The sequence below is a fragment of the Mucilaginibacter sp. BGA-UO-ETr-C110 genome (genome assembly GCF_059567985.1).
The window spans coordinates 5,961,711-5,978,599 of sequence record NZ_JCAQPB010000002.1 but is presented as its reverse complement, the minus strand read 5'-3'; the positions used below and the strand labels follow the sequence as shown (position 1 = coordinate 5,978,599).

Here is a 16,889-nt window from a genome sequence, read left to right as displayed (position 1 = left end):
ACAGTAACCTATGTAGCTGGCGGCAATGGCTAAATTACAATAAAAACAGTTTACATTCAAAGGTAATGTGATTATATAGGTAACAATTCTGAAGGAGGAACGCATACTATTAAAACCAAACATGATACTTTTTTAACATCTATTCTTAGTACGTCATTGCGAGGCACGAAGCAATCTCTATGCTATACAGGGCAAATAGAACAGTTTAGACCTTGAATAACCGACCTGCCTATGTAGAGATTGCTTCGTACCTCGCAATGACGCGCAGAGAAAAAGCTTTTAACTCCCTCTTCAACCTTGCGCTCGTTTACAACGAGTGCTTAACATGGGTTTGCGTTTTAAACGCAAGGGCGATGCAATCGCCCAACCACAATAAGCACTCGTTGCAAACGAGCGCAAGTAAAAAATCACTAATTCACTAAATCAATAATTCACTAATTAACATACCCCGTGGCTTTCAAAATAAAATCAACAATGGGCTGCGGGTTGGGCAGGCTGTGCGGATGATGTTTAAAACCGGGTTTGTGGATCACGGTGATGGAACCGCCCAGCGCTTTTACCTTTTGCTCAAACAGGAGCGTATTTTTTGAGGGGTCGAGCGCTTCGTCTTCATCGGCCGAGAGGTGCAGCATAGGATAACCTCCCGCCACGATCTGCGCAACCTTATCCAGCGGACTTGCCTTTAAGGCTCCCAGGTCTTTTACCCGCGCGAGGTTAAAATCTTTTTTGAGCAGGGTGGAATCTGACCAGAACTGCAGATCGAGCAGGGCGTTATCGGCATACGTACAGGCAACTTTGCTTGGATTAACGGCGGCCCAGTTATACATGTAGATACCGCCGCGACTCATACCTTCCAACACTGCTTTCTGGCCCAGACCACCATCGTGCAGGATCTTGTAAAAATTATTCCAGCGGGTGATGGCCTCGTCGTTGCCCAGCAGTTCAGCTACATCGCTGTATACCACATGAAAACCATGTTCCAGCAGGGCGATATCGGTTTGCGGTTCGTGGCCCCAGAAGCGTGCCCGCCAGATCCAGGGATGGCCCTTGGCTGCCCATTTGGGTTTTACCACTTTGCACTCGCGGCCATTAAGGGTAAAAGTAGCGCAGGGATAGCCGTAAAAGGAGTCGGTTTTATAGGGTTCTTTGATGGCTTTAAAAATATCAAACCCGGCATCGCGCGGCAGCAACACCGCATCATACAATTTTTTAGCGGCGATGGCCGAACCCTGTACGTTGGGATGGATCTTATCGGGCACCAACTCTTCATGATTGATCAATGGCGAGTGCATATCCAGTACTTCCAGCTTCTCGTCATAGGCCACCTGCCTGATGTGCGGGTTAACCCGGTTCACAATAACGGGATCATAAATACCCACGCTATCTTTTTCGAACGATGGCATTGCCAATAATAGAATGATCCGCGGGTGCGATGGTAACTGTCTGAATGAAGTGATGAGCGCGTGATAATCATCCTCAAACTCCTTATAATGCGGGCGGTTAATAGCTTTGGCATCGTTACCACCCAGATCGATAAATACAATATCCGGATTGCTTTTCAGCGCCTGCTGATAGGCAGGTGTGCTCACATAAGGGAAATTACCTTTGCGCAGCAGCGTGGTACCGCTCACCCCAAAATTACTCACCTGGTAGCTTTTACCAAGTAGCGTTTGCAGCTGCGCCGGAAACGATTGTGTTGCCGGATCGGGCAGGGTTGCGCCATAAGTAATGCTGGCCCCTATGCAGGTGATACGGGTGACGGCCCCTGCCGGTACTACCAGGCATAAGGCTATGAGGAGGATGAGGATGTTTTTCATGGTGATCTTATTTCTTGCTCATATCTATCACATCGACCGTACGACTGGCCGGTGTAACCTTCAGGTTTTGTAATTTGCCGTTCAGTACTTTACCTTCAACAGTAGTGTTGTAAGGCGCATTCAGCTTAAAGTCGGCATTCCATCCGGCGGGCCAGGCGGGCAGCAGGATGATCTTTTTGCCATCAGCTTGCAGCAGCATTTGTTGCAGGCCGTTTTCGCCGTTGCCACCGTTATCTTCATCGGGGTGATAATCATTGCCAGAGGCCCAAAAGGCCGGAAATTTCAAATCGGGCGCTTTACGGGTAAACGCGAAGCTCACATAATCTTTAGCTACATCGGCTTCGCCCAGCATGGCGGCCTGTATGGGGTCCTGCACCCAGCAGCCTTTGGAGCGTTGTTTACGGGCATCAAAAGTGTTCTTTGCTAATGTCAGATCAGGCTTGCCGATGCCATACAGCCTGAATGGGTATATAGCATACAGTTCCGGGTTTTCACTATTGAATGATTTGGCCGTTTGCGGACCGGTATAAGGCAGCAGCAATTTTTTATCCTCACTTACGGGCAGCGGCGGCAATATGCTGTATACCTTTTGCCATTGCGCCCGGGTTTTATCATCAACGATGGTAGCAGGTAATTGCAGCATCCGGCTGATCACCGCATGCAAAGCTGCGATATCGGGCGCCGGGTTGTGTACCTTCCAGAACATTTCTATGGAATTGTCCGGATCAAGCAGGAGCTTGCCTGTGCTGTCGCGGCCAAAATGCTGATCGAAAAATTGCAGTCCGGCGGTGGCTATGGGCAACAGGGTTTGTTTGGCAAATTTAGCATTGCCGGTGTATTCGTAGTAGTCGAGCATCATCATGCTCAGTTCCAGTATTGGAGTAAAATAATGGCCGGTATAGTTGGCCTTTACATCGGGCCCCATATATTGTAAGCCTCCCCAAAAAGGCGAGGTTTCGGCAAAGTAAGCGCCGTCGTGATTGTAAAATTGTTTCACCTGCGCCGTATTAGCCGGCAGTATTTTGGCATACATATTAAACAGGGGCAGCATCATATCAAAATCGCCGGCCATCAATCTTGGCCAGTACATAGCCCGGGTATTCTGAAACCAGTATTGCCCGCCCCATGCCCTAAAATCTGCATTCTGCGGATCGGGTTTACCATCATGTTTCCAGTTGGGGTTATCCACCACAAATATCGACCCGTTGAACTTGATGGGCCCTGTACCTCGCCCTGCACAAGCGGTAACAAAACGCTGCAATACGTAGCCTTGGGTAACCTGTGTGGCCTGTTCATTACCATTTAAAAACACCCAACTGCGGTTCCAGAACTGACGCCACCATTGCTGATGCGCCGCGCGGTTTTGTTCCAGGCTAAGTTTTTCTATCCCGGCCAGCTGTTGTTTTAATTTCGACAGCCATTGATCACCACTACCGGCAACGGCGGTTAAAGGATAAATAGATATCAACTGCGAGGTAACTTTGCCGGATTGCAATGTCGAGGCATCTTTACTTACAAGCCCTTTACCTTTTACCACAGCACCAAAGGTTAAGTTGGCCAGGTGCGGATTAGCGGTTGGGGAGTTATGATGATACCAGGCGATCTGGTTGTTTTGATTGTTTAGCACCGTATCGGTTTGGCCCGCGCGCCAGTTATCCAGCTTTACATTGATGCTCACCGGGTTGCCACTAAGTACTTCCACCCTGATCACCGGATGGTTGGCATCCACCCAAACCCGCAGCTTTACAGCCGATTTACCGGTGCCTTCCTGCACAATGATCTCGCTGTTTTTAAGCTTCAGTATTTGTTTAAAGGCGGTGCTTTTGGCCAGCGGATTGGGACTTACCGAAACGTGGATGGCGCCCAGTTTCATCAACACGCCGCCTTGTTTCATCCAGGGGTCTTTTTGTGCTTCCAGCTCGCCACCCCAGGCATCGGTTTTACTGATGTAAAACACCAGGTCGCCGTTCTTTTCAACCCATACATTGAGGCCAATATCGCCATTACCCAAAGGCATGGATTGTGCCGATGTAGGTCCCGGGGTATCCCAGGTTACGTTGTATTGGTTAAGCAGGGTATCCTGTTGAGTGGGTTTAGCGAACGCGGTTGAGGCCAACGCAATCGATAATAAGCCAAAGCTTAATTGCCTGAAGTACTTTTTATACATAATTTATTTGCGGAATAATGTTTTAATTGGTTTGGTATAACAATAATAGGTTAATTGGTGATACAAATAAACCAGCTGCACTTAATAAATTATTAAAAAAGGATTAACCTGGGGGGAAGAAGATATTTTCAGACGCATCATTGCGAGGTACGAAGCAATCTCTATACTATACAGAGCGAACAGAATAGTTTAAACCTTGAATAACCGACTTGCCTACGTAGAGATTGCTTCGTACCTCGCAATGACGCGTTTTTTAACTCCCTCTCCTTTGGAGAGGGCTGGGGTGAGGCCATGAACGTTTCAACAAAGCAACTTGAGCGTTTCAACAAAGCTGCATCTTCAAATACCACCGACCTTTGTTATACAAAATTAAAGTAAAAGACAATGACAAAGATTTGGTTTATAACAGGCAGCTCCCGCGGATTGGGACGCAGCTTAACAGAAGCCGTGCTGGCCAAAGGCGATAAAGTTGCCGCCACCGCACGCAAACCCGAACAACTAAAAGACCTGGCCGATAAATATCCCGATCAGCTATTCCCGGTACAACTGGATGTGACCAACAAAGCGCAGATCGTTGCGGCGGTCGAAAGTACCATAGCCCATTTTGGTCGTATTGATGTACTGGTGAACAATGCCGGTTTTGGCATCATCGGCGCTGCCGAAGCTTTTACCGATGAGCAGGTACACAGTCAGTTGGAAACTAATCTGTATGCCCCTATCGAGATCACCCGCGTGGTATTGCCTTATATGCGCAAACAGCGTTCTGGTCGTATTTTGCAGATCAGCTCGGTTGGCGGGCGTGTAGGTAATGCCGGGCTTACCATGTACCAGGCGGCCAAGTTTGGCCTGGGCGGTTTCAGCGAAGCGTTATCCAAAGAAGTGGCCAATCTGGGCATACACGTAACCTGCGTGGAACCGGGTGGATTCCGCACCGACTGGGCCGGTGATTCCATGACCTATGCCCCATCGGTTGAAGGCTATGGATCAACCGTAGACGCACGCGTTGGATTTTTTCAAAGCGGCAAATTTGTACCCGTAGGTGATCCGGATAAAGCGGCTAAAGTAATGGTAGATCTGGTTGATCATCCCGAACCGCCAACACACCTGGTACTGGGCAGCGAAGCCATTGCTCTGCTAAAAAATGCCGATAGCCTGCGCGCCGCCGAGATGGAAAAATGGATGCCGGTGAGCCTTTCCACAGATCATCACGAGGCAGAGAATTTCCTGGAATCAGAAGCGGGTAAATTGCTGATGAAGTCGAAATAATATAAATATTCCGGCAGCATTGTTGTATCGGTTTGAAACAACAATGCTGTTTAATTTTTTAAATTTGAACATATGCTTAAAGAGAACGAGCTTAGCGCGCAATCAGAGATCCATTACTCCTGTTATTATACCAGGAGCCGTGGCGGCGAACAGTTTATTCCGGAGCATGCCTTCAGCTTCCAGATTTCCGGCGATCTTACGCTAACCGGTACGGATAAAGTATATCAGTCCGGTCCCGGCGATTTCAGGCTGAGCCGCAGGAACCAGTTGGTTAAATTCCTGAAGCAGCCACCACCCGGCGGCGAGTTTAAATCGGTTTCGGTATTCCTGGACCAGCAAACGCTCCGTAATTTCAGCATGGAGTACGGCTATACAGCACAAAAGCAATATGAGGACGATAGTATCATCATCCTAAAACCCAACCCGCTTTATAAAAGCTTTATGGATTCACTACAGCCTTATGAACATATCCAGCAACCGGCTGATAAAAATCTGCTGTCGCTTAAATTGCGTGAGGCTATCCTGATACTATTACAGGGCAACCCCGAGCTCAAAGATGTGCTGTTTGATTTTAGCGAACCCGGCAAAATCGACCTGGAAGGTTTTATGAATAAAAACTTTCATTTCAATGTACAGCTCAAAAGGTTTGCTTATTTAACCGGCCGCAGCCTGGCCACTTTTAAGCGCGATTTTGAAAAGATCTTTCACATTACCCCCAGCAGATGGTTACAGCAAAAAAGGTTACAGGAAGCACATTACCAGATCAAGGAACAAGGCAAAGCCCCATCTGATATTTACCTGGAGCTGGGTTTTGAGGATCTTTCACATTTCTCCTACGCTTTTAAGAAAACGTTTGGCGTAGCGCCATCAAGGGTTTGAGTCTCACCCCAACCCTCTCCTTTGGAGAGGACTTTTACATGAGGGCTTCGCCGTTTAGGTGAGGCTACTACTTGCGCTCGTTTGCAACGAGTGCTTATTATGGAGCGGCGATTGCATCGCCCTTGCGTTTTAAACGCAAACCCACGTTAAGCACTCGTTGCAAACGAGCGCAAGGCTTAATGGTTTCGATAATAGGTACCATACAATCATTGAATGATACCATTAGTATTGCTATTACCCTGCTTATATTTGTTTCATCATGGAACAAAAACCACCATTACCGCCATTCACCTTTGAAACGGCTACCCAAAAAGTACAACTGGCAGAAGATGCCTGGAACAGCCAGGACCCTGAGCGGGTATCTTTAGCTTACACTATTGACAGCGAATGGCGCAACCGCTCGCAGTTTATTAATGGCCGTGCGGAGATTGTACAATTTTTGAGTGGTAAATGGCAAAAAGAGCTCGACTATAAACTAAAAAAGGAACTTTGGGCATTTACCGATAACCGGATAGCGGTACGTTTTGAATATGAGTATCACGATGCAGCCGGGCAATGGTATCGCGCCTATGGTAACGAGAACTGGGAATTTAACGAGCATGGCCTGATGCAAAAAAGATACGCCAGTATCAACGATGTGCTTATTAATGAAGCGGACCGCCGGCTGTAACCTGCCGGTTAGGGGCTAATTAATTAATGTAGGGGCTTTCACGATTTGGCAGATCATATTGATGATCGCTGCCGGGCCTTTGCCTCTTTTGGCCATTTTTTTAAACTTTTCCCAGGCTTCTTCTATATCGATATTACTTTCGGGTTTTACCAGTTCGCAAATCTCCCATACCAGTTTAAACTGTGTAAAATATCTCAAATTATGTTTACTGGTGGCTACCCATTTGTCGATAACTTCTATTTCGGCAAGCTTGGCTTCGCCCAGCATATATTTTATTAACAACCTGTCCATCGTATCCATAAACTAAAGGCTGCTGGTTACATACCAGATGATCATGGGCAAATCGTCAACCAATTTAAAATGGAGTGCTTTTAAGGCTCTGTCTATATGGTCTTCGATTATTTTCACGGGATTCTGGGTTTCGTACTTTAATCTGCCAAAACTATCTGGCGGGCAATGGCTTATATCATTCATAGTTTTATTGATGTTTATTTCCACTAAAACACGCCCAGGGCAATTTACCCCTACCGGGATATAAAATTTATTTGATCCGCACCAGATCGTCTGTAACGAATTTGAAATCGCGGCGTCTTTTAATCAGTTCCCTTACTAATCCTCATTACATGAAAAAGATAAGCTGTGCTGTTATTTTACTTCTGGCTTTCATCCATGCATTTTCTCAGGAGAAAAAAATAAAATCCTTTGCCGATGAATACGGCATACAAGGCTTACAATTGGTTTATGTTAAGGGCAACAAGACCCAGGCCTACAACATCGGTACAGTAAGCAAAGGTTCTGATAAAAAAGTAGGCTCCAATACCATTTTTGAGGCTGCCTCATTAAGTAAATGTGTGTTCGCCTACACGGTGATGCGTTTGTATGACAGGGGCATCATTAGCCTGGATACACCACTATTACATTATACAGGCAGTTATGAACGATTTGATCCCAAAGACGCCCGCTACGCCAAAATAACCGCGAGGATGGTACTAAGGCATACAACAGGTTTACCCAACTGGGGCGATGATAAAGGTGCCCGGCTATTATTTACGCCTGATAGTTGTTTCTCCTACTCCGGCGAAGGGTATGTGTTTTTACAAAAGGCCGTTGAAAAACTAACGCGTAAATCACTGAATGACCTGGCACAAGAAGAGGTATTCATCCCTTTTAAAATGACCAGCAGCAGTTACGTGTGGGAAAGTAAATTCGATACGGTGTCTGCATTTGGCAATAGCTCCGGGGCCATCAACCGGCATAAAAATGCAAACGCGGCTTATAGCCTGCTCACCACCGCCCATGATTATACGCTCTTTTTGCAGGCCTTATTAGCCGGACAGGGATTAAAACCGGCTACCCGTCAGCTGATGTTTGAAAAATCAAGCTCGGGAACGCGCTTTGATCATCCCATCATAGAAGCTAACCAGCATATTGACTGGGGGCTTGGTGTGGGCTTACAACAAAATGAACTGGGAAAATCAATCTGGCATTGGGGCGACAACGGCGATTTTAAAGGTTTCTTTATTGCCTTTCCTGATCGACAGGAGATCCTCGTATATTTTACTCATAACCCTTACGGCTTAAATATCACCGCCGATATATTGAATACTTTTTTTGGCAAACAAACCTGGTGGCAGGCCCAATGGCTCGATTATGGATTTAAATCGCCTAAAGAAATTAAAGCTTTGCGCGCCAAACTGGCCAAACGTGGCTACAGTCGCGCTGTTGAAATAGTAGAAAAAGAAAAGAAGAACAATCCTGCCTATCAACTGCCCGAGGATGATTTAAATAGCCTGGGATATATGCTGATGTCCGATAACAAAAAAAAGGAAGCAGCAGAAGTGTTTAAACTAAATGTTAACTTATATCCAAACAGCGCCAATACTTACGACAGCCTGGCCGAAGCGTACGAGGCTTTAGACGAAAGAGAACTTGCCATTAAAAATTATAAACACTCACTGGAGCTAAACCCTAAAAATAACAATGCCGCGGAGCATATCAAAAAACTGGAGCTACTACCCCTTTAAGTCTATGTTCAATCGTTGCTTAAGTTCAAACTCGCCTTTGGAGGTGATCAGCAGGTTTCTTTTCTGATAAATTTTTCTGAACCAGCCTTCCTTCAGGAAATATTGCAGCATGGCCGCGCCAAGTCCTCCCGCCAGGTGAGGGGTTTTCTCGGTCCAGTCAATACATTTTAAGGCAAGCGGTCTTTTGGCAACAATTAACTGTGGAACTTCTATTTCCAATTCTTTAAACCAGCTGAGGCCCTGTGGGGTAACGCTAAACTCCTTGAGATGATCGGGATGATCGGTAATAAATCCCTTCTTCAACAACGCTTCGGTTACCAGCACCCCGGCCTGACCTGCCAGGTGGTCATAACAACTGCGAGCTGCCCGCACTTCGCGTTGAGCATGGCTAAGCTCTTTGGGTGCCGAAAAAATATTGGAAAGCGTTTCAACGGCCACTGCTATCTCGGGGTTAGCGTATACAAAATATTTATGTTTCCCTTGTTTCTGCACCTTGAGTATCCCAGATTCTACCAGCTTTTTGAGATGACTACTGGCCGACTGCGGTGTGATATTTGCCGCAATGGCTAAATCGCCGGCAGATACCGGTTTGCCGTCAAACAGCTCCCATATCATAGCGGCGCGGGCCGGTTCGCCAAACAAAGCCGCCGCTTGTTTAAAACTACTTAGGTTGGTCATATCTCATCGGTTAATCCCAAATTTGGGGACGGTCAACATTCATTGTTCTTAAGTACGATAGCAGTTGCCCGGTGTGGATAGCTTCGTGATAGGCAATCCTTTGTAAATAATCACCCAATTTCCGTTTTAGATTTGCTTTGGGTCTTACGATCTCAATTTCCTCCAGCTGCGTTTCTGAAAAATGGCTGATCACTTCCATAAAAGCCGCATGATGCGGTGATGCAAATGCTATTTCCTCCTCAATACTCATATACGGCTTATCCTGCCATGGCGTAATCAATTCTTCCAGGTCTCCCCGGTTAATCACGATCTGCTGATAAATATACTGGCTTTCGATGATATGGCGGATAATTTCTATACAGGTCATCGCACTGGCATCAGGTTTCCAATCATATTTATCCTGGGGTATGCCGAGCCATACTTTGATGCTCCGGCGTCTTATTTCATTAAAATTTAAACAGATAATTTCCTGGCTATTCATATTGTATTATTATTTGATGCAATGATACAATTGTTCAATAGCTTACACTTCGGGCTGGCTTTAACTGTACATAAAAAAGCAAGAGCCCAACCTTTTTAGGGGCCGGGCTACCTGCTCACACACAAATTAAAAAATTAAACCTTTTTATATACAACACGTGCAAGTGCTTTTACCCTTACTGTAGGGTGAAAATTATTGGGTGATAAAAGAACCGGATGTCATGCTGAGCGCCGTCGAAGCATGGTGGGCAGGCCTTTGCGCGCACCCTTCGACGAGCTCAGGGTGACAGCCCTTTTTATGTTTCCTAAGTATTCTTTAATTTGCACTATGGCTTTATCTGCAAAAGATCATATCATACCGCAATACTCCTTTCAGGAAATGTTTCCCATGGGCAATAGCATGTTTGAGCTGGTTGAAGCCAAGGGCCAGCTTAACAAGCATAAAGCGATGTTCCTGGCACCACACCGGCGCGATTATTACCAATTGGGACTGGTTGATGAAGGCGACGGACGGCATTGGGTCGATTCTACCCTGTACCAGCTTGATCCCAATTGTTTCTACTTTTCTACCCCGCAGCAGGTTCATATCAAGGAGCAGGCCAAACCTTTTATGGGTGTAAACATTTGCTTTACCCGCGAATTTATTGAGATGGAAAACAACCGCCTTTTCCGGAACCTGCCCATTATTGCAAATCCACAAAACGGGCATGAGCTGAAACTTCAAGCCGCCGACCGTGATTTCATACGCCATATTATCAGCCTGATGCTGGACGAACAACATCTGCATCAAAGTTGGAAAAACGCTGCCTTGCAAGCTTACCTGCATACTCTGCTTATCTATCTTAGTCGCCTTTATGAGCAACAGTTTACCGCCACAGAACAAAATACTGACAGGCAACTGCTCCGTCAATTTACCACCTTAATAACGGAACATTACCTGCAACTGCATGAAGTAGCCGCCTATGCCCAATTGCTGCATATTTCCACAGGTCACTTAACAGCCATTGTGAAGGCCCAAAGCGGCAAAACGCCTATTCAGCATATCCATGAGCGTCTGGTAGTTGAAGCCAAGCGCCTGCTTTTTCATACCGGACACTCTGTAAAAGAAATTGCCTTTGAGCTGGGCTTTGAAGATGATGCTTACTTTAACCGTTTCTTTAAGCGTTTTGAAAATTCAACCCCAACGGAGTATCGCAGGGCCATCCTTGAAATTTACCGTTAATGCATCGTTTTGTACCATACCCCCTAAGCTTTGCGGGATAATTTTGCCGCTACTTAAAAGATAAAACATGACAGAACAAGAATTAAACAAAGCGGTAGTAACCCGTTTTAACCGCGAGGTTTTAGAACAAGGCGATTTTAATGCTTACCAGGAAATTGTAAGTCCGGCTTTTATAAACCACACAGCTCCCGCAGGCACCGACAATGGTTTCCAGGCCACTTTTGATTTTGTGGAGCAGGTGGTTAGAAAAGCGTTCCCAGATCTTCGGATGGAGATCAAAAACATGGTAGCCGAGGGCAATAAAGTATTTACCCATAAACTATTGCACGGCACACATATTGGCGAATTTATGGGGATAAAAGGCAGCGGCAAACAAGTGGTGATACCTACTATGGATATTATTTATTTAAAAGATGGTCTCTACACCGATCATTGGGCCATCAGGGATATACAGGATGTGCTGAAAAAGGCTAATTGAGTTTTACACTGAGAGCCTGTCGGAGCATGGGTGGACAGGCCTCTTTTTAGATTCGTCATCCTGAGCGAAGTGAAGGATCTATCATGGTTTTGTATGCCGTATACCCGCTCTTGGCCGCGGGAGGGCCAGTCACTTTTCCTTGATGAAAAGTAACCAAAAATCAAGTCAGCAGAAATGCTTCTTTGCCGCACAAGGCCCTTACCCCGCAAACCGGACAGAACCACGGCTGCAATTATTTTGCCCCACTTCGTTCGCACATTTCCCTGCGCTTCAGCAAAAACTTGCTATGCCCCTACAGCCGCACAGGCCACATCGTTCTGCCCGCTTTCGTCCGAAGCTTATCTGCTGACGGGAAGAAGGAATAGGGTTGGATGGGTAAAAATTATAGAATTCTTCAATCCGATGGATCAGGGTTCAGAAAAAACTCAATAATTCAATAATTATTTAACGGGGCTCACGGCCACTGCTATTTTGGAATCGGCAGTGCCATAATACAGGTACCACTTGTTGTCAAATATAGCCAAACCCTCTACAAAACAAACCTGGTTCACTTGTCCCGAGCGCTCGTATGGTTTTTCGGGTTTCATAAAATAATGATCCAACCGTTTGATCAGTTTGGTGGGATCGTTCTTGTCAAACAAAGCCTGCGACGCGGTATATGTACCCTCAGCCAGTGTTTTATCGCCAAAGGATGGCACATTGCGGCTATTGTAGATCAACACAATGCCTCTATCAGTCAGGATAGCCGGTGGACCAGATTCCACCAGGTCGCTGTCGAATTTACCTTCACGTGTGGGCAGAGCTATCTTGAGTTCGGGCATGTTGAGCGCCTGCGATCGTAATTTTACAGGAGGCTTTTCACCTGCCTGCATTTTTACGGGCGTCCAGTTGATCAGATCGCTTGAAGTGGCTGCCCAGATCTGGGTATCGCCCCAATACATCCAGTACTTGCCATTAATTTTGGTGGCGATCACTTTACCACTTTTCTTATAAGTAGATACGATAGAACCAGATTTGCTCCATTTATCCGCATATTTACCGCTATCTGCTTTGGCAAACACGCTGCCATGTTTTTTCCAGTTGATGAGATCGGTTGAAGTGGCTATGAGCAGGCGGGCTGTGGTGCCGTCAAAAGCGGTATAGGTCATGTAGTAAGTTCCGCGACCATCTTCTACCACACGCGGATCTTCGCAACCACCCTGCCATTCCAGTTTTTGGTAATCGTCCTTATCGGGATACAATACCGGTGTTGGCTTGCGTACAAAATGCGTGGCATCGGTACTTACGGCCAAACCTATCCGCGAGGTACCCGCCGGCTTGCCCGTGCTATCCTGCGCCCGGTAAAGCATCCAGATCTTTCCGCCACGATTCACAATGGCCGGGTTAAACACATCCTTGACTTCCCACAAAACTTTAGTTTTTAATATCGGGTCGATAAAGTTGCCCCGGCCCGGCCCTAAGACCGGATTAACACTATCCAACTTGGTGAAGGGTAAAATAGCCCAGTTATCGGTAGTATCAACCTTAACCGCAACTTTCTTTTGATTGCTTTGGCAACCGCCCAGAGTTAGGGCAGCCGCGATACATGAAATGACAATAAAATTCAGCTTCATAGTGGATAAGAATCAAGATATTAGAATCAGGAGTCAAGATAGTAAACAAAAAATCTAATCATAAAGTTCTTTGTTTTAACAGTCTTTTTCTATTAAAATCATTTGTCTTGATTCTTGTCTCTTGATTCCTGACTCTCCTTCTTCATTACCAGTTTTATCGCCACAGAATCGCCCACTACTTTACCATATTGGTTAGATACGATACAAGAATTATGAAAATGGATGCCTCCATAAAACCGGGCCCAAACATTCTCATTCGCCGCATCGCGGAATGATTTGTATGATCGGCTCTTGATACCGAACTCCAGTTCGGAGGTATCGGTATAGGCTACATTATCGCCCAGCGCGCTGGTCAATGCCTCGGCAGCGGCGGCAGATATGGTGCAATGCCCGCAGGTATATTCCGGGAAAGGCGGCGTTTGCAGGTGCGGCCGCCATTCATGATCAATGTATTTATTGATCACTGTTTCGGGGCGTGCGGTAGCGTAGGTATACTTGGCCGTCCATGATTCAATAAAAGCATCAAACAGTGCGATGGCGGTTTTGGCATAGGCATACACCGTTGTATTAAAATCAGCATTTACCTGTTTGGCGCCGATGCCCACAATGCTGAGCCAATGCCCCGGCGGCGAAAACTTCTTGGTCACAAACATTACATGCCCGGTTACATTGAGCTTACCGGGATTGTCATCCCAAAAATCAGCCATATGCGCCTGGTCATGAGTTAAACTATCGACCGAGTTTTTGATATACATCACTTCCTGATAGTATTTGCTGTTTTTGTCGGTCACATTAAACGGCGGCGGTTGCGGTACGCTGTATTCTTTGGCGTTGTGCATCACCATGGTACGGATCTCACCCCAGTGTGGTTCAACGGCTTCACCGTACAAGGGTGGCGTAGGTGTCCACCTGCCGGGCACATTGTTGATGGCAAACTTGGGGGCGCTACGGGTTTTCAGATAGTTATCCTTCTTACTCCAGGCCATAATGGAACCTGCAACCGCTTTTGCAAAAGCCTCGGAATTGCTAACCACCTCCGATGGCATGCCATGCTGAACAGCCATATTGTGTAAACTGTCGGTATAATATTTCAGACTCCCTTCGGGAAAAGTGACAGCCTCACCTACTTTACAAAATGCCAGCAGGGCGGCGTATTCAAAATCAATAGTTTGGTTGGCCGGTGGTTTAGCTACGGTTTGCAGGCCATTCAACTGTCCCGCCAGTGAGCGGTATTGCTGCGGGTTGCCTGCGGCGATCACCTCATAGGCGGCCACCGTAGCATAGGCATAATTACGTGAGGCCACCACCGGCGTAAAATTATTACCCATCACCACCCGGTTCAGTTCATGCACAGTACGACTGAACAATGCCGGATCATGCAAAACAGTTTTATAATCTGATTTTTTGCAGGAGGTAAGTAATACAGTAGCAGTTATAAAAATCAGTAGTAATTTCATATCATATATTTTAAAGGCTGTCATGCTAAACCCGTCGAAGCATGGTGGGCAGGCCTCTACACTCATCCTTCGACGGAGCTCAGGGTGACACCCATTTTTACTTTACAACATACGTTTTTTTATCGATACCCACACCGGTTATGGTTAACGATTTCCAGTTTTTGGGTAGTTTACTTTTGAGTTGCACAATACCTTCAGGTGTAATATCCAGCCCGCCAAAACCCATCAGTAAACTTTGAATAATACCTCCTGCTCCTGTAGCGAAATATGGGTTGGTACCGCCCTTGGTTTCGGCAATAACCCGGAACGGTGGCAATAGGTTGGGCTCATAAGCGTCCTTAAAAAAATGATAGGCTTTGTCGCCATTACCTAAACGGGCATATAACAAAGTAAATATACCTTGCGTCATAGCGGGTGTACCTTCGTTAGGTACACGGGTTTCGTAATATTCCAGGTCTTTTTTGATCTGCGCCGGATCGGTTATGGTTTTCAGGGGATAAGCCAGCAAATTGACATCGGCCTGTTTAATGCCTTCGCCTTTATAGCTGGCAAACTCTTTGGTAACGCCATCGGGTAATTGCAGGATAGGAATATTTTGTGCAACCTGTTGCCAATCCGGGTCAGCAGTAATACCTAATATTTTGGCAGCAGCTGTTGCGGCTTGCAGATTGGCTTTGGCAGCGGCATTGGTGTAGGCGTTGTTGTCTACATTTTCGGCCCATTCATCGGCAGCCACTACATCTTTAATATCATAATGGCCATCGCCGTTACGCTCTACCCGGCTCGCCCAAAAATCAGCTGTTGCTGACAGGATCGGCCATCCTTTTTCCTGTAGCCATTGCTTGTCCTGGGTAACGCAATAGTAGTTCCAGGCGGCCAGGGCCACATCAGCGGTAATATGATGTTCAAACGGACCGCTCAGCGCCCAAACCGGGGTTTCCTCCACCCCACTATCGGCACTTTCCCAGGGATACATCGCACCTTTGTAACCATGCGAAAAAGCATTCTGCTTTGCGGCAGCCAATCGCTGAAAACGATATTCGACCAATGATTTCGCGATATCCGGGTGCATCACCAGCAAAGCCGGGTACATCCACAAATCGGCATCCCAAAAAACGTGACCATTATAACCTAAACCCGATAAGCCCATAGGCGATGGTGAGTAGGCAGTACCAGCACGTGAAAAAGAATACAGATGATACAACATGCTATGCACATCTTGCTGGGCCTGCGCGTCGCCTTCAATTTTGATATCACTTTTCCAGAGGTCATCCCAGGCTTGTTCATGGTATTTGACCAGTCTTTCCCGGCCTTCCAGTTTGGCAAACATGGTAAGGCGCTCCGCCTGGTTCAGAGGGTCGGCGTCATGTGCCGAGGTGATGGAAGAACCGGCCAAAGCGTACTGATAAGTTTGCCCGGCGGCAATAGTCTTGCTAAACTTCATCAGGTGCATGTTGTTGTCCCACATTTCGTGGATCACCCGTGGCTCCCGGCCGTGCTGTTCGTTAAATAAAAACGTGCTGGAGGCACAAAGCTGTAGTTTACCCGTCGGACTTTTAGCGGTTGATGTGAGTAGACTAATGGTTACGTGTGGTCTGTCTATCTCGTTATAATAGTTCTGCACTTCCTTCAAGGCATCAGGAGCTTCCATCACGCTGGCAGCAGTAACTTTGATGGCTTTTTTAGCCGTAATGCTGATATCCATCAACACGGTAAAAGGCAGCTGCCTTAAGGAGTAATAGGTGTATTTAACGAAGGCTGCATCGCCATAATCAAAGGTGGTGGTAAAGGCGGCATGCTGCATATCCAGCTCCTGCTTAAAGTTGCTGATGTTTTTGGCATCGATGCGTTTGCCGTCTATTTCCAGGTACATGCTGAGCAGGTTAAAACTGTTCAGGAAGTTGCTCACCCGGCCCCGGCCATACAGGTCATAAGCCCCCGCAAGCACCACATTTTTTACTTTAAACGGCTCGGGCGATGATACAATACCAATCATACCGTTGGCTACCGTAATGCCGTAGTAATTAGCCGGATCTATCTTATCAGCCTTTATTTTCCAGGCATCCTGGGCTTTTAATACCCCGCCCAAACAACAAAAGCCGATCAATAATATATATACTTTGTTCATATCAATTATT

The 16,889-nt window shown here is 46.5% G+C and carries 15 protein-coding genes; 6 read left to right on the top strand and 9 right to left on the bottom strand.

The genetic code is table 11. The annotated features are described in order from the left end of the window. Positions 1-434 precede the first annotated feature (434 nt). Positions 435-1,817 (bottom strand): GDSL-type esterase/lipase family protein, encoded by a 1,383-nt coding sequence (locus tag AC57BQ_RS25795; RefSeq protein WP_496408987.1) that lies wholly within the window; start codon positions 1,815-1,817, stop codon positions 435-437. Positions 1,818-1,824: 7 nt separating this feature from the next. After that, the gene (locus AC57BQ_RS25790) at positions 1,825-3,984 is read right to left on the bottom strand and encodes a DUF5703 domain-containing protein (protein ID WP_496408986.1); all 2,160 of its coding nucleotides are present in this window, start codon (positions 3,982-3,984) and stop codon (positions 1,825-1,827) included. A gap of 384 nt (positions 3,985-4,368) precedes the next feature. On the opposite strand from AC57BQ_RS25790, the gene AC57BQ_RS25785 reads away from it, so the two are divergent. The 3 genes from AC57BQ_RS25785 to AC57BQ_RS25775 all read left to right on the top strand — a co-directional run bounded on the left by AC57BQ_RS25785 (position 4,369) and on the right by AC57BQ_RS25775 (position 6,799). Beyond that, entirely contained in the window at positions 4,369-5,250 is an 882-nt protein-coding gene (locus tag AC57BQ_RS25785) for an oxidoreductase (protein ID WP_496408985.1), read from the top strand. Positions 5,251-5,322: 72 nt separating this feature from the next. Further along, positions 5,323-6,129 (top strand): helix-turn-helix domain-containing protein, encoded by an 807-nt coding sequence (locus AC57BQ_RS25780; protein WP_496408984.1) that lies wholly within the window; start codon positions 5,323-5,325, stop codon positions 6,127-6,129. Between the two features lie 259 nt (positions 6,130-6,388). After that, complete coding sequence (locus AC57BQ_RS25775) at positions 6,389-6,799, top strand: nuclear transport factor 2 family protein (RefSeq protein ID WP_496408983.1); 411 nt, start codon at positions 6,389-6,391, stop codon at positions 6,797-6,799. A gap of 15 nt (positions 6,800-6,814) precedes the next feature. Here AC57BQ_RS25775 and AC57BQ_RS25770 read toward each other — a convergent pair whose 3' ends face one another. Both AC57BQ_RS25770 and AC57BQ_RS25765 read right to left on the bottom strand, forming a co-directional pair. After that, positions 6,815-7,099, bottom strand: coding sequence for a hypothetical protein (locus AC57BQ_RS25770; RefSeq protein WP_496408982.1), 285 nt, complete (start codon positions 7,097-7,099; stop codon positions 6,815-6,817). A 3-nt stretch (positions 7,100-7,102) separates the two neighbouring features. After that, on the bottom strand, positions 7,103-7,273 hold the full coding sequence (locus AC57BQ_RS25765; RefSeq protein ID WP_496408981.1) for a hypothetical protein: 171 nt from the start codon (positions 7,271-7,273) through the stop codon (positions 7,103-7,105). 149 nt (positions 7,274-7,422) lie between these two features. Between AC57BQ_RS25765 and AC57BQ_RS25760 the strand changes: the two genes are divergently transcribed. Beyond that, positions 7,423-8,823 (top strand): serine hydrolase, encoded by a 1,401-nt coding sequence (locus tag AC57BQ_RS25760; RefSeq protein WP_496408980.1) that lies wholly within the window; start codon positions 7,423-7,425, stop codon positions 8,821-8,823. On the opposite strand, the gene AC57BQ_RS25755 is transcribed toward AC57BQ_RS25760, so the two are convergent. Next, positions 8,812-9,501 (bottom strand): ArsR/SmtB family transcription factor, encoded by a 690-nt coding sequence (locus tag AC57BQ_RS25755; protein WP_496408979.1) that lies wholly within the window; start codon positions 9,499-9,501, stop codon positions 8,812-8,814. The two genes, AC57BQ_RS25760 and AC57BQ_RS25755, sit on opposite strands and share 12 nt — an antisense overlap. A gap of 10 nt (positions 9,502-9,511) precedes the next feature. Next, entirely contained in the window at positions 9,512-9,982 is a 471-nt protein-coding gene (locus tag AC57BQ_RS25750) for a DinB family protein (protein ID WP_496408978.1), read from the bottom strand. Positions 9,983-10,309: 327 nt separating this feature from the next. On the opposite strand from AC57BQ_RS25750, the gene AC57BQ_RS25745 reads away from it, so the two are divergent. Together AC57BQ_RS25745 and AC57BQ_RS25740 are read left to right on the top strand one after the other, a co-directional pair. After that, complete coding sequence (locus AC57BQ_RS25745; RefSeq protein WP_496408977.1) at positions 10,310-11,203, top strand: helix-turn-helix domain-containing protein; 894 nt, start codon at positions 10,310-10,312, stop codon at positions 11,201-11,203. A 67-nt stretch (positions 11,204-11,270) separates the two neighbouring features. Then, entirely contained in the window at positions 11,271-11,681 is a 411-nt protein-coding gene (locus AC57BQ_RS25740; protein WP_496408976.1) for an ester cyclase, read from the top strand. 440 nt (positions 11,682-12,121) lie between these two features. On the opposite strand, the gene AC57BQ_RS25735 is transcribed toward AC57BQ_RS25740, so the two are convergent. The 3 genes from AC57BQ_RS25735 to AC57BQ_RS25725 form a co-directional block, all read right to left on the bottom strand. After that, positions 12,122-13,294 carry a glycoside hydrolase family 130 protein gene (locus tag AC57BQ_RS25735; RefSeq protein ID WP_496408975.1) on the bottom strand — a complete coding sequence of 391 codons (1,173 nt, stop codon included), beginning with the start codon at positions 13,292-13,294 and terminating at the stop codon, positions 12,122-12,124. A gap of 98 nt (positions 13,295-13,392) precedes the next feature. After that, the gene (locus tag AC57BQ_RS25730; RefSeq protein ID WP_496408974.1) at positions 13,393-14,751 is read right to left on the bottom strand and encodes a vanadium-dependent haloperoxidase; all 1,359 of its coding nucleotides are present in this window, start codon (positions 14,749-14,751) and stop codon (positions 13,393-13,395) included. A 97-nt stretch (positions 14,752-14,848) separates the two neighbouring features. Then, a complete protein-coding gene (locus AC57BQ_RS25725; protein ID WP_496408973.1) occupies positions 14,849-16,879 on the bottom strand; it encodes a kojibiose hydrolase in 2,031 nt (676 codons plus the stop codon). Between the last annotated feature and the right edge of the window lie 10 nt (positions 16,880-16,889).

Excerpts from the sequence above, each read along its gene's own strand:
- AC57BQ_RS25735 (WP_496408975.1), bottom strand. The coding sequence starts at position 13,294 with ATGAAGCTGAATTTTATTGTCATTTCATGTATCGCGGCTGCCCTAACT.
- AC57BQ_RS25740 (WP_496408976.1), top strand. The coding sequence starts at position 11,271 with ATGACAGAACAAGAATTAAACAAAGCGGTAGTAACCCGTTTTAACCGC.
- AC57BQ_RS25790 (WP_496408986.1), bottom strand. The coding sequence starts at position 3,984 with ATGTATAAAAAGTACTTCAGGCAATTAAGCTTTGGCTTATTATCGATT.
- AC57BQ_RS25755 (WP_496408979.1), bottom strand. The coding sequence starts at position 9,501 with ATGACCAACCTAAGTAGTTTTAAACAAGCGGCGGCTTTGTTTGGCGAA.
- AC57BQ_RS25745 (WP_496408977.1), top strand. The coding sequence starts at position 10,310 with ATGGCTTTATCTGCAAAAGATCATATCATACCGCAATACTCCTTTCAG.
- AC57BQ_RS25730 (WP_496408974.1), bottom strand. The coding sequence starts at position 14,751 with ATGAAATTACTACTGATTTTTATAACTGCTACTGTATTACTTACCTCC.
- AC57BQ_RS25765 (WP_496408981.1), bottom strand. The coding sequence starts at position 7,273 with ATGAATGATATAAGCCATTGCCCGCCAGATAGTTTTGGCAGATTAAAG.
- AC57BQ_RS25795 (WP_496408987.1), bottom strand. The coding sequence starts at position 1,817 with ATGAAAAACATCCTCATCCTCCTCATAGCCTTATGCCTGGTAGTACCG.
- AC57BQ_RS25760 (WP_496408980.1), top strand. The coding sequence starts at position 7,423 with ATGAAAAAGATAAGCTGTGCTGTTATTTTACTTCTGGCTTTCATCCAT.
- AC57BQ_RS25750 (WP_496408978.1), bottom strand. The coding sequence starts at position 9,982 with ATGAATAGCCAGGAAATTATCTGTTTAAATTTTAATGAAATAAGACGC.
- AC57BQ_RS25780 (WP_496408984.1), top strand. The coding sequence starts at position 5,323 with ATGCTTAAAGAGAACGAGCTTAGCGCGCAATCAGAGATCCATTACTCC.
- AC57BQ_RS25775 (WP_496408983.1), top strand. The coding sequence starts at position 6,389 with ATGGAACAAAAACCACCATTACCGCCATTCACCTTTGAAACGGCTACC.
- AC57BQ_RS25785 (WP_496408985.1), top strand. The coding sequence starts at position 4,369 with ATGACAAAGATTTGGTTTATAACAGGCAGCTCCCGCGGATTGGGACGC.
- AC57BQ_RS25725 (WP_496408973.1), bottom strand. The coding sequence starts at position 16,879 with ATGAACAAAGTATATATATTATTGATCGGCTTTTGTTGTTTGGGCGGG.
- AC57BQ_RS25770 (WP_496408982.1), bottom strand. The coding sequence starts at position 7,099 with ATGGATACGATGGACAGGTTGTTAATAAAATATATGCTGGGCGAAGCC.